General features: G+C 65.6%; 10 protein-coding genes. 7 read left to right on the top strand and 3 right to left on the bottom strand.

Annotated elements, in window-relative coordinates; all coding sequences use genetic code 11:
- Positions 1-54: 54 nt before the first annotated feature.
- From hisD to glnA, 7 genes are all read left to right on the top strand, one after another.
- Positions 55-1,452: a histidinol dehydrogenase gene (hisD, locus tag AACP62_RS04965; protein WP_339346791.1), complete on the top strand. Its 1,398-nt coding sequence runs from the start codon at positions 55-57 to the stop codon at positions 1,450-1,452.
- Complete coding sequence (locus AACP62_RS04960; protein WP_339346790.1) at positions 1,449-2,597, top strand: histidinol-phosphate transaminase; 1,149 nt, start codon at positions 1,449-1,451, stop codon at positions 2,595-2,597. The genes hisD and AACP62_RS04960 overlap by 4 nt, the downstream gene beginning before the upstream one ends.
- Before the next feature lie 100 nt (positions 2,598-2,697).
- Entirely contained in the window at positions 2,698-3,300 is a 603-nt protein-coding gene (gene hisB / locus AACP62_RS04955; protein WP_024627238.1) for an imidazoleglycerol-phosphate dehydratase HisB, read from the top strand.
- Entirely contained in the window at positions 3,297-4,049 is a 753-nt protein-coding gene (locus AACP62_RS04950) for a hypothetical protein (protein ID WP_339346789.1), read from the top strand. The genes hisB and AACP62_RS04950 overlap by 4 nt, the downstream gene beginning before the upstream one ends.
- Positions 4,050-4,094: 45 nt before the next feature.
- On the top strand, positions 4,095-4,868 hold the full coding sequence (hisH, locus tag AACP62_RS04945; RefSeq protein ID WP_198219712.1) for an imidazole glycerol phosphate synthase subunit HisH: 774 nt from the start codon (positions 4,095-4,097) through the stop codon (positions 4,866-4,868).
- Between the two features lies 1 nt (position 4,869).
- Positions 4,870-5,601: a bifunctional 1-(5-phosphoribosyl)-5-((5-phosphoribosylamino)methylideneamino)imidazole-4-carboxamide isomerase/phosphoribosylanthranilate isomerase PriA gene (gene priA / locus AACP62_RS04940; RefSeq protein ID WP_198219713.1), complete on the top strand. Its 732-nt coding sequence runs from the start codon at positions 4,870-4,872 to the stop codon at positions 5,599-5,601.
- Positions 5,602-5,647: 46 nt separating this feature from the next.
- Entirely contained in the window at positions 5,648-6,985 is a 1,338-nt protein-coding gene (gene glnA / locus AACP62_RS04935; protein ID WP_045935176.1) for a type I glutamate--ammonia ligase, read from the top strand.
- Positions 6,986-6,994: 9 nt separating this feature from the next.
- On the opposite strand, the gene AACP62_RS04930 is transcribed toward glnA, so the two are convergent.
- The 3 genes from AACP62_RS04930 to AACP62_RS04920 are packed head-to-tail and all read right to left on the bottom strand — an operon-like array spanning position 6,995 to position 12,632.
- Complete coding sequence (locus AACP62_RS04930; RefSeq protein WP_198219714.1) at positions 6,995-7,882, bottom strand: hemagglutinin; 888 nt, start codon at positions 7,880-7,882, stop codon at positions 6,995-6,997.
- Positions 7,879-11,967, bottom strand: a complete 4,089-nt coding sequence (gene hrpA, locus AACP62_RS04925) for an ATP-dependent RNA helicase HrpA (RefSeq protein ID WP_339346782.1) — start codon at positions 11,965-11,967, stop codon at positions 7,879-7,881. The genes AACP62_RS04930 and hrpA overlap by 4 nt, the downstream gene beginning before the upstream one ends.
- Positions 11,964-12,632, bottom strand: a complete 669-nt coding sequence (locus AACP62_RS04920; RefSeq protein WP_425332908.1) for a class I SAM-dependent methyltransferase — start codon at positions 12,630-12,632, stop codon at positions 11,964-11,966. The genes hrpA and AACP62_RS04920 overlap by 4 nt, the downstream gene beginning before the upstream one ends.
- Positions 12,633-12,847: the final 215 nt, after the last annotated feature.

The following is a 12,847-nucleotide window of genomic DNA, read 5'->3' as shown; positions in this document are numbered from 1 at the left end:
GGACGGCGGTGAGTCGCTGGCTTTGGCGACACAAAAGTTCACTACCATCAAAGTATGTCAAAGCTCATGATGAGAACCATGGATCTGCGCGGGAAGACCATGTCCCGCGCCCAACTCCTGGCCGCCATGCCCCGGGCCGATATGGGTACCCGGGAGGCCAGCGCCCAGGTGCAGCCCATAATGGACCAGGTGCGCAAGCACGGGGCTGCGGCCCTGCGCGACCTGGAGGAGAAGTTCGATCATGTGCGTCCCCATGATCTGAGGGTTCCGGCATCGGCCATGCAGGAGGCCTTGGATGGGCTGGATTCCAAGGTCAGGGCGGCAATAGAGGAGTCCGTCACCCGCATCCGTAAGGTCTGCACCACCCAGGTGCCCAAGCCCATGGCCACCGACCTGGCACCCGGCGCCCGGGTCAGCGAGCGGTGGATCCCGATCGAACGCGTAGGCCTCTACGTGCCGGGAGGCAAGGCCCTGTACCCTTCCTCGGTCATCATGAACGCGGTCCCCGCCCAGATTGCCGGCGTTGATTCCCTGGCCGTGGCCACGCCGCCCGCATCCGACGACCCCCGCGGTCTGCCAGCGGCCATCATCCTGGCCACCTGCGCCATCCTGGGGGTGGACGAGGTCTATGCCGTGGGCGGCGCCCAGGCTGTGGCCATGTTCGCTTACGGGGCCAAGGGATCCGAGCCTCAGGACGGGGAGATTCTCTGCGACCCGGTCGACAAGATCACCGGCCCTGGCAACATCTTTGTGGCGACAGCCAAGCAGATGGTCTCCGGCATGGTGGGCATCGACGCTGTGGCCGGACCCACGGAAATCGCCATTCTTGCCGACGGTCAGGCCAACCCCGACTGGGTTGCCGCAGACCTGATCGGCCAGGCCGAGCATGACGAGCTTGCCGGCTCGGTGCTGATCACCGACAGCCAGGACTTGGCCCAGGGCGTTCAGGAGGCTCTGGAGCGCAGGGTGCCTCGGACCGAACACGCCGACCGGGTGTGCACATCTCTGAGTGGCAACCAGTCGGGAATCATCCTGACCGACGGGATCGACCAGTCCATCGACGTGGCCAATGCCTATGCCGCCGAGCACCTGGAGGTTCAGACGGCCGATCCTGACGCCGTCATCGACCGGATTCGAAACGCCGGAGCCATCTTCCGCGGCCCTTACTCTCCTGTGCCCCTGGGCGACTACATGGCCGGATCCAACCACGTCCTGCCCACCGGCGGAACCGCCCGCTTCGACGTGGCCCTGGGAGTACACACCTTCATGAAGCCTGTTGAAGTCATTGAGTACGACCAGGAGGGGCTCAAGCCCATCGCTGCCAAGATCAATGATTTCGCGGTATCCGAGGACCTGCCCGCCCATGGGGAATGCGTCCTGAGCAGGTTCCTGGACGACCCCTACGACAAGGCCGGCCTGGAAGCCAACGAAGAGAAGGCCGGTCTGCGGTGAGTGCCATACCAGCCGATCTTCCCCTCCGTGCGGACCTGGTGGGGGAGGAGCCCTACGGCGCCCCCCAGCTGGATGTCCCGGTCTGCCTGAACGTCAACGAGAACCCCTACCCCCTGGACCAGGAGGTGGTCGATGCCATCTGCCAGCGCGTGCGCCTGGTGGCCCCCGGCCTCAACCGCTATCCGGACAGGGAGCATGAGGAACTGCGGCGGGCCCTGGCTGCCTACCTGAAGAAGGAGTCGGGGACCTCGCTCCAACCCGGGCAGCTCTGGGCGGCCAACGGGTCCAATGAGATCATGCTCCAGCTCTTCCAGGCCTTCGGTGGGCCGGGCAGGACGGCCCTGGGCTGCGACCCGACCTACTCCATGTATCCCGAGTACGCCCGGGATACCTTCACCGACTGGGAGCTGGCCCATCGGCTGCCCGATTTCAGGCTGGATGTTGAAACGATCATCGAGCGCATCAAGGCTTTGAGGCCAGCTATGGTCCTGGTGACCAGCCCCAACAATCCCACTGGGACGCCCCTGCCCATGGATCAGCTGACCAGGCTCCTGGAGGCCTGCTCCCAGGTCCCTGTAGCGGGCGCGGATCCGTCCGCCCGGCCCATCGTGGTCGTGGACGAGGCCTACATCGAGTTCCGAGACCCGGGTACGCCCTCGGCGGTCAGCCTGATCGGGCAGTACGACCACCTGGCCGTCAGCCGGACCATGTCCAAGGCCTTCGCCTTCGCCGGCGCCAGGGTGGGCTACCTGGCTGCATCCCAGGGAATAATCGACGCGGTCCGCATCGTCCGGATGCCCTACCACCTGAGCGCGCTGACCCAGGCTGCGGCCCTGGCTGCCCTGGAACACACCGACCTTCAGCTGGCTCGTGTGGATCAGCTCCGCCAGACCCGTCGGGAGACCGCCGAGTGGCTGGCCGGGCAGCAGTTCCACGGCCGACCCTTGACCGTGGTCCCCTCGGCCTCCAACTTCATCCTCTTCGGCATCTTCCCCGACCGGGATGCCGTCTTCGAGGCCATGAAGGATGAAGGCGTGCTGATCCGGGCCGTGGGTCCCCAAGGGTATCTGAGGGTCTGCATGGGCACGGACGAGGAGATGGAGCGATTCCGGCAAACCCTGGTCCATGTCCTCAAGCGGTTCTAGGAGGATGCAGACCAGCGGCACGGCTATGCTGGTGGTCTAGACGCCGTGCAGGAGCCACAGTGCGGACTGGAGTGCGCGGCAAGAAAGCGGAGGAGCAGCAATGGCAGGCAGAACAGCCACCATCACCCGCCAGACCAGTGAATCCAAGGTGAGCCTGAGTCTGGACCTGGATGGCACCGGAGTGACCGATATCGACACCTCGGTTCCCTTCTATGACCATATGATGACGGCCCTGGGCAGGCATTCCCTGATCGACCTGACCATCAAGGCCAGCGGGGACACCCAGATAGATGTCCATCACACCGTCGAGGACGTGGCCATCGTCTTTGGCGAGGCCCTGGCCCAGGCCCTGGGGGACAAGCGGGGCATCAAGCGCTTCGCCGACGCAACCGTTCCCCTGGACGAGGCCCTTGCCCGAGCCGTGGTCGATATTTCCGGCAGGCCCTATGCGGTCTGCACCGGTGAGCCGGAGGGGTTCGAGTACGCCATGATCGGCGGGCACTTCACCGGTTCCCTGGTCAGGCACGTCATGGAGTCCATCGCCCTGCACGCCGGCATCTGCCTGCACCTGACCCTCTTGTCGGGCAGGGATCCGCATCACATCGCCGAGGCTGAATTCAAGGCCCTGGCCAGGGCTCTGCGTTTCGCCGTGGAGCCTGATCCCAGGGTGAAGGGCATCCCCAGCACCAAGGGGTCGCTATGAGCACTGATGAACACGACAACAACGACAACAAGGATCAGGACCTGCCGGATTCCGGCCATCATCTGAGCGAGGAGGAGGTCGAGCGGGCCCTGGCCAGCTTTGAGGCTGAGTTCAATCAGGACCAGGACCAAGCGGATCAGCCGGTTGAGCACTCCGAATCGAGCGTGGACGACGAGGCTGGGCTGAATTCCGAGCCTGCTGACCAATCGTCAGCGGAACCGGACGGGGCTGATGGCGTTGAGGCTGATTTCGATCAGGAGCTGGAAGGCCTGATCGGCAACCGGGCCAAGGCCGCCGTCATGGTGACCCGTCTGGCTTCGGCGGAGCTTCTGGCGGCCTTCTGCCAGATCTCCGACATTTCCGCCTGGTGTATCCAGGCCCGTGAGGGTGCCGTGGCCGTCCTGAGAAACCTGGACGGGGACGGACCCGAGGCGGCCATCCGCGATCTGACCACGGTCGTATCCGGACTCAGCGCCATCCTGGCGGTCAACCGGGCCGACAAGCTCGAGGTGACACTCTGGATCAGCGGACAATCAGGGCAGACGCTTGCGCCGCCCATCCTCTTTGCCGCCACCGCTGACTTCGTGGAGGATCTGATGATCGGGACCACCACGGTGGACAGGCTGCGCCAGGACGGGGCCGCCGTCTTCGACTCGGGGGAGTACAACCGGGAGAAGGCCATGGGCATCATCGCCTCGCACACCAGGTTCGGTGCCGGCGGATCGACTCGCCAAGGCCGCGTCGAGTAATCGAGTCGAGTAGAAGTTCAGGCAAGAGGCTTGGCTAGGAGGAACATGACCCGGATACAGGTGCTTGACTATGGGTTCGGCAATGTCAGATCCATGGTGCATGCCCTCTCCCAGTTGGGGGTCGATGCGCAGATCAGCGCCGACCCGGACCTGGCCATGAAGGCCGACGGCCTGGTCATCCCAGGTGTGGGAGCCTATGGGGCCTGCATGGCGGGGTTGCGCGCCGTGGGCGGCGACCGCATCATCCTCGATCGTCTGGCCCAGGGACTGCCGGTTCTGGGGGTCTGCATAGGCCTCCAGGTCATGTTCCAGTTCGGGGACGAGGACGGCCGCAGCGAGCCTGGTCTGGGCCTGATTCCCGGTCGTGTGACCAAGCTGGATGCCGATGTGGTGCCCCATATGGGCTGGGACCATGTCCAGGCGCCTCAGGGAACACGACTCCTGGCAGGGGTCCAGGACCAGCGTTTCTACTTCGTCCACTCCTATGCCGCCATGGCTGCGCAGGGCGATGACCGGGTCAGCGGGACGCAGCCCGATCTGTGCCTGCGGGTATCAGCATTCAAAGAACATGGTGACAGCCGGCCAGGGTCATTCCGGCCAGGGTCGGACAAAACCTCACAGGGCGCCTCTTTCGGTGAACCGCTGGTTACCTGGGCCACCTATGGACGCAGCAGGTTCGTGGCCGCCTATGAATGCGGTCCCTTGAGCGCCACCCAGTTCCATCCTGAAAAGTCCGGACAGGCCGGCGCACGGTTGTTGACCAATTGGGTGCGGACCCTTCCCGGGGCTTCCGGACTCCCCTGCGAGAAAGGTGAATGAGATGCTGACGCTTCTACCCGCTGTCGATGTCCGTGACGGAAAGGCGGTCCGCCTGAGGCAAGGGATCTCCGGCTCCGAGAAGGTCTATGGTGAGCCTGCCGATGCAGCCAAGGCCTGGGTGGACCAGGGTGCCGAGTGGCTCCACCTGGTCGACCTGGATGCGGCCTTCGGCACGGGCGACAACCGAGACAAGCTGGCCGCCCTGGTCAACGAGCTGGGCGATCGCGTCAAGGTGGAGCTCAGCGGCGGCATCCGCGACGATGCCAGCCTGGAGGCAGCCCTGGATGCAGGCGCCACCCGGGTCAACATCGGCACGGCGGCCCTGGAGAACCCGGAGTGGACCAGCCAGGTTCTGGGTCGCTACGGAGAGAAGGTCTGCGTGGGGCTGGACGTGCGCGGGCACACCCTGGCCGCCCGGGGCTGGACCAGACAGGGCGGGGACCTTTTTGAGGCCATGGAGCGACTGGACCGGGACGGGTGCAGCCGGTACGTGGTCACCGACGTGACCCGCGACGGGATGATGACCGGTCCCAACCTGGATCTGCTCGGCCAGGTGGCTGACCGGACCCCGGCCAAGGTGACCGCCTCGGGAGGTATATCCAGCCTCGATGACCTGGGCCGGATCCTGGATCTGGCCGATCGGGGCGTGGACAGCGCCATCCTGGGCAAGTCCCTCTATGAGGGGGCCTTCACCCTGGAGCAGGCGCTGGACCTGGTCTCGGGGCATTGTTAACGCTATAAGCAAGTCTGCGAAATATAGGAATGGGAGCATAGGCTCTATGGATAAGCAAGAGGAGTTCGCGCTGCGCACTGTCGAGGAGCGCGATGTCCGGTTCATTCGTCTCTGGTTCACCGACGTCTTGGGAACCCTAAAATCGGTGGCCATAGCGCCCACCGAGCTGGAAGTGGCCTTCGAGGAGGGACTGGGCTTTGACGGCTCGGCCATCGAGGGCATGACCAGGGTCTCCGAGGATGACATGATCGTCAAGCCCGACCCGTCCACCTTCCAGATACTTCCCTGGAGGGGCGGACCCCAGGGTACGGCGCGGATTTTCTGCGACGTGCTCACACCGGACGGCGAGCCCAGCAGCGGTGACCCCAGGCATGTGCTCAAGCGTGCCCTGGCCAAGGCCAAGGAGAAGGGCTTCATCTTCTATACCCACCCGGAGATCGAGTTCTACCTGTTCGAGAACCAGGATGACTGGTCCCAGGTTCCGACCCCCATCGACGAGGGCGGCTACTTCGACCATGTGCCCCGCAGCCCGGGGATGGACTTCCGCCGGGCCTGCGTCAACATGCTGGAGCAGATGGGCATCTCGGTGGAGTACTCCCACCATGAGGCCGGACCGGGGCAGAACGAGATCGACCTGCGCTATGCCGACGCCCTGACCACCTCCGACAACATCATGACCTTCCGGACCGTGGTCAAGGAGATCTCCCTGGAGCGGGGGATCTACGCCAGCTTCATGCCCAAGCCCTTCACCGACAAGCCGGGTTCGGGCATGCACACCCATCTGAGCCTGTTCGAGGGGGACACCAACGCCTTCTACGAGGTGGGCCAGGAGTTCAACATGTCCCAGACGGCCCGGCAGTTCGCCGCCGGCATCCTGGCCCATGCGGCCGAGATCTGCGCGGTGACCGACCAGTACGTCAACTCCTACAAGCGGCTCTGGGGGGGAGCCGAGGCACCCAGCTACGTCTGCTGGGGGCACAACAACCGGTCCGCCCTCCTGCGCATACCCCAGTACAAGCCCGGCAAGGGCAACTCGGCCAGGATGGAGTTCCGGGGGCTGGATCCGGGGGCCAACCCCTACCTGGCATACTCGGTGCTGCTGGCTGCCGGCCTGGACGGGATCGAGCAGAAGATGACCCTGGGCGAGCCCACCAGCGACGACGTCTGGGAGCTGACCGACGCCGAGCGGCAGGCCATGGGCATCGAGCCCCTGCCTGACAGCCTGGACGCGGCCCTCAAGGTCATGGAGAAGTCGGACTTCGTGGCCCAGGTGCTGGGCGAGCAGACCTTCGAGTACTTCCTGCGCAACAAGCACCGGGAGTGGGCCGGATACAGCCGGCAGGTCACCCCCTACGAGCTGGCCTACTACCTGCCCAGGCTTTGAATCCGGGGCTCACTGGTCCGATCGGCCGAACCAGCTGTTGTAAATGATGACGAAGTTGCGATTGCCATAGCTTGAGCAGCGGTTGCCCTCGCCGTCGCCTGCCCGCAGCGCTGCCTCGTTGGGCTGGTAGGGCGTATAGATGTAGAGCAGGGCAGTGGCATCGTTCTCGATGTAGACCTTGCCGCTGCCACAGGAGGCATCGGGGCTGAAGCGCACATCGTTCAGGGCCTTGGTCCGGTAGCCGTATTGGTCCCGGTGGGCCTGGTAGTAGCGGAACCGGTGGGCGGCACCGTAGACCTGGTTGAAGAATCCGGCGTAGCGGGCGTCGCAGTCTGCATCGTCAGGGCAGGAGAGGCCCATGGCCGACTGGAGCTGGACCTGGGTGGGGGGCTGGTCGGTGGCCACCAGGTGCTGCTCCTTTTGCAGCATGGTCAGGAGGACCTTCTGACTGATCCCGCAGGAGCGGGCTGACCCGTCAATGATCTGAGCCGCGCTCTGCCCCTTGCCGCCCTTGTAGGCATCACATAGGCCGTCGCCAGGGCGGTCGGGGACATCCATCTGCAGACTGCGCAGGCAGGTGGAGCCGTTGCAGGATCCCCCCTTCTGGTCCAGGAAGGCCTGGACATCGTCGGCGTTCATGTCCACCGTGTCATGGAAGCGGTGATCGGTGATGATCCTGCCTGGATTGAAGACGTACTCCTGGGAGAGCTGCTCCTGGTGGCGGATGACGCGGCCGACCATCAGCCGGTAGGAGACGAAGCGGACGGCCAGGATGCACAGGGCGACCACCAGGACTATGGCCATCAGGGCTGCCCCCAGGGTCTGCGCGCGGCGGAGGGTCATCCGTCCGCGTTTGTTGCCGCCCCTGCGTGCTCGTCCCGATGGCCTTGTGCTCATGGTTTTCCTTCCAGCGCCTTCCTGATCCTTTGCAGGCTGACGGGGATGGCCGTCCCCAGCTCCTGGGCCCAGATGGAGACAAAGTACTCCTCCATCATCCAACGTCCCCTTTGCGCACGGTCCATGGCCTGGTCTCGTCCGGGACCGGCGGGCAGGGCCTGGGCCGCCTTGGCCGCCTGGTCCACCAGATCCTGGGCGGTCTGCGCCTGCCATGCCCATCGTACGTCACGATCCTTGTCCCTGCGGGCCTTGTCCAGGCGCATCAGGTCCGCCTTCAGGTATGTGTGCAGGCGGGGGAGGGCATAGGGCGGATCGGCGCCGATGAAGCCCTTGGCCACCAGATTGGCAGAATGCTGGCGTATCCACTGCAGGACCGAGAGCAGGGGAAGATCGGCCGGGCCGGACACGGCCTTGTCCACCTGGGCCGAGGTCTCCAGAATGGCGACCACATCCCTGGCCACCTGATAGACGGTGTCCTCGTAGACCTGGCTGACGCCGGCCACAGCCTCCTGCAGGGTCCGGTCGTCGGTGACGGCTTCGGTGTGGGGGATCAGGCGCTTGACAGCGGCCATCTGCAGGTCCTCGGCAAGGGCAGAGGTGCCCGGGTAGGGGGCCGAGGCCAGCATCAGGGCCTCCCGGCTCAGCCAGCGTGAGGAGATCCGCTGGGCAGGCAGGTGGAGCTTGTCCAGGGCGGCCTGCCAGATCAGTTCCTCGCGCGGTTTGGTGGTGGCGCCGGACTGGTGGAGCAGGTCGGCGCTCTTGACCACCTGACCCTGTCGGGCGGCCTTGCTGGCCTGGGAGTCCACCCGGGACCGGGCCGACTGCCGGGCCTGTCCGGCCAGGTCGCGCTGCAGGTCGGCCAGGGACTTGGACCGGCCCAGGACCTTGGGGTGGCCCTGGCCCTTGCGGCCGTGGCCCTGGCGCCGATCCTCCTCCACCTGGAAGGTGGGGCGCAGGTAGTCGGGTAGCCGTTCCAACCTGGCCTGGGTGAAGACCGCCGGGTGCAGCTGGGCGCCGACCGTATCGATGGCTGCGGCGGTGAAGGCCTGCTCGAAGTCCGGCCAGCCCCCGGCGGGGATGGCTCCTGCACCGTTTTCATCCCCGGCTGCAGGCTGGTCCGCCGACCCATAGGTGGCCTGCTCTGCCGATGCCGGATCGGCGCCGGGCAACAGGGGATAGTGGCCGTCTATCCAGGCGCGGATGGTCCGGGCGGCGTCAGGGGCGGGGACGAACTGGACCCGCAGGGCCTTGGGCAGGGACTTGATGGTGGCTGTGATCAGGTCGTCCAGAAGACCGGGCACGGTCCAGCTGAACTGTCCGGGCGTCAGCTGGTTCAGGCAGTGCAGGGGGATGTGGACAGTGATGCCGTCGTCCGGCTCTCCCGGCTGGTAGCGGTAGGTCAGGGGCAGATCCATGGGCCGGCCGTCGATGCCCAGGGTATGCCAGTGGTCGGGGTAGTCCCCGGGTCGGTAGGAGGCGGACTGGTCGTTCAGGCGCTCCACCTTGTCGGGGTCGAAGTCCAGCAGGTGGGGGTCCGCATCGTGGCGCTTCCGCCACCAGGCGCCCAGTGCGGCCAGGGAGGTGGCCTCCTGGGGAATGCGCTCCTGGTAGAAGTCGTAGAGGTCCTCCTCGGTGACGGTGCCGGTCACCTGGCGGGTCCGGCTGGTCCGCTCTCCGGCTTCGCTGAGCACCTGCCTGTTGGCCTGAATGAAGCCGTCATGGGGGAAGCGCTCGCGCACGTCACCCTCGACCAGGCCCTGGCGTATCAGCATGTCCCGGGCCTGGCCGGGGTTGATGCGGGCCCACTGGACCGTCCTGTCGCGCACGATGGGCAGGCCGTAGAGCAGAACCTTTGAGGTCGCCACCGCGGCACCACGGGAGGCCGACCAATGGGGCTCGGCGTAGGCGGTCCTGGTCAGGGACTTGGCCAGGGGCTCGGCCCAGGCGGGGTCGATGGCTGCACAGCAGCGCGCCCAGAGCCGGGAGGTCTCCACCAGCTCGGCGGCCATGATCCAGGGCGGATTGGCCTTGGCCAGTGCAGAGCCGGGGAAGATGGCGAAATGCGTGCCGCGCGCCCCCTGATAGTCGTTCTTGGCCTGCCGGCGAGCCCGCTTCATGGCCTTGGCCCGGGCGGCACCATGCAGGCCGGCGAAATCGGAGGCCTTGGGTTCGTGGACCACCTGCATGCCCATGCTGGAGAGCAGTCCGGCCAGCATGGACCGGTGGATGCCTTGGTCGTCCCAGGAGCAGACCAGGGCGTGTGCCGCCTGCTGCCCAATCGGCAGGGCCAGCAGGGCCTGATCCGGTCCCTTGACGGGGACGGGGGAGCCCACCTTCATGTGCAGGCCCCGGCACATCTGGGCAAGCTGCCGGTAGAGGTCATGCCACTGCCGCATGCGCAGGAAGGCCATGTACTCCTGCTTGCAGGCCTTGCGCAGGGCCCCATTGGAGGGTTCCTTGTCCTGCGGGAAGAAGCGGTTCCAGATGTTCAGGGCCGTCAGGAAGTCGCTGGATGGGTCCTCGTAGCGGGCATGGATCCGATCGGCCTCCTCGCGCTTCTCCTCAGGTCGCTCGCGAGGGTCCTGCAGGGAGAGGAAGGCCACGACCACCAGAACGGCGGCCAGGGTGTCCGGGGTGGCATCCTGGCCGGCCTGCAGGATCATTCTGCCCAGACGGATGTCGATGGGGATCCTGGCCAGCCGTCGTCCCAGATTGGTCAGCCGGATGAGGCCCTGCTGGCGGGAGATGGCCTGCAGCTCGGTCAGTTCCCGCAGACCGTCGCTGACTGCTCGGGTGTCGGGCGGGTCGATGAAGCCGAAGTCGGTAACGTCCTCGGCCGTATGGGCCACGCCCACCGAGAGCATATGCAGGATGACCGAACCCAGAGAGGTGCGCAGGATCTCCGGGTCGGTGAACTTGGGACGGGTGTCATAGTCGTCCTTGGCATACAGGCGGATGGCGATGCCGTCGGCCACACGTCCGCAGCGGCCTGCACGCTGATCGGCCGAGGCCTGGGAGATGGGCTCGATGGGCAGGCGCTGGACCTTGGCCGACTTGGAATAGCGGCTGATCCTGGCCAATCCCGGGTCCACCACGTATCGGATGCCCGGTACCGTCAGGGAGGTTTCCGCCACGTTGGTGGCGATGACGATGCGCTGATGGCCGTGGTGTTCGAAGACCCGGTGCTGTTCCTTGGCCGACAGGCGGGCGAAGAGGGGGATGATCTCCAGGGCGTCCGGGCGGCGCATGTCGGAGGTTCGCGGGCCGAAGTGGCGTCGCAGGGCGGTTTCGTACTCACGGATGTCGCGCTCGCCGGCTGCGAAGACCAGGATGTCCCTGGGGCCGTCCTCATGGGTGGAGTGGATGACCAGCTCGGCGCAGGCCCGGGCCACCGCCTTGGGGATGTCCGGTTCCTCCCTGTCCTGGCCTTCCCCATCGGAGTCGAACCCGGGTACATGCCGCATCAGGGCAGGTGCCGATCCGGCGGGCTCGTAGAGGGTTTGGACCGGATAGGTGCGTCCGGAGACCTCCAGCACGGGCACCTGGGTGTGCAGGGCCTTGGCGAAGTGGTCCCGGAACTTGACCGAATCGATGGTGGCCGAGGTGATGATCAGCTTCAGATCGGGCCGTTTGGGCAGCAGGGCGGTCAGGTAGCCCAGCAGAAAGTCGATGTTCAGGCTGCGCTCGTGGGCCTCGTCGATGATGATGGTGTCGTAGGCCCGTAGCTGGGGATCGCCCTGGATCTGCGCCAGGAGGATGCCGTCGGTGACCACTCGCAGGCGGGTGCTCCTGCTGGACTTGTCGGTGAAGCGCACCTGGTAGCCGATCTGTTCACCCAGCCTGGTGCCTGTCTCCGAGGCGATGCGCTCAGCCACGGTTCTGGCGGCGATCCTCCTGGGCTGGGTGTGCACGATCTGGCGGCCGTGGTCGCCACGACCCATCTGAAGGAGGATCTTGGGAATCTGGGTGGTCTTGCCCGAGCCGGTCTGACCGGAGACGATGACCACCTGGGAGGACTGCACGGCGTGGACGATGTCCTCCTTGGCCGCACTGATGGGCAGCTCGGTGGGATACTCGAACCTCATGCCCGGCCCACCTCGATGATCCGGTAGCCCTTGGACGAGGCATACTTCTCTGCCGTCCAGCCGGAGCCCAGGGCCTCAGCCAGCCAGGGAATCAAGGAATCGGCGCCCAGGTTGCGCTGGACCACCAGGTAGGCCCGGCCTTGGGGCTTCAGTCTGGGCAGGTAGGTCATCAGCAGGTCGTGCAGGGCCGCCTTGCCCACTCGGATGGGCGGATTGGACCATATCAGGTCGAAGCGTAGATCGTCCGGCACCTGTTCCGGAGTCAAGGTGCGAATCCTGTCAAGACTTTGGGTTTTTGCATTGCGGGCAGTCAGATCCAGGGCTCGGAGGTTGGTGTCCACAGCATAGACCTTGGCTTTGGGTGACTGCATGGCCATGCTCAGGGCGATGGGACCCCAGCCGCAGCCCAGGTCCAGAAAGTCACCCTCGGCCGGGGGCTGGGGGACGCGTTTGAGCAGGACCGAGGTGCCCAGGTCGAGCCTGCCCGACGAAAAGACCCCGTTGGAGACCTCCACCTGGCAGGTGCGGCCGGCGAGTTCAACCTGGATGGTCCGCCGCTGGTCGGGGGAGGCCGGACGGGCTACGAAGTATTGTTCGCCTCCGTCCGTCCCGGTCCTGGAGGATTGCCCCCGGCTGCTGCCATGGTCCCTGTGCGTCATGTCCATCCTGTCCGTCTTTGAAGACTGCCCGTCCGTCGGGCGCTCGCTGATGTCTGCTAAGAAGATGATAATAAAGACTGTGTCATGATTCCGCCTACACCGGATTCGTTCCCTAGTCCATAGATCAATGCAGAGGTGCCTTTGACCCAAGAAAAACCGACCCAAGAGCATGGTTCAGCAGTTGACGATGCCCGCCAGGACCCGCTCTTACACAAGTCCGA

Source organism: Bifidobacterium apis (assembly GCF_036986835.1).
Taxonomy (GTDB): domain Bacteria; phylum Actinomycetota; class Actinomycetes; order Actinomycetales; family Bifidobacteriaceae; genus Bombiscardovia; species Bombiscardovia apis_A.
The sequence above is the reverse complement of the archived record's forward strand: the minus strand, read 5'-3'. Positions and strand labels throughout refer to the sequence as shown.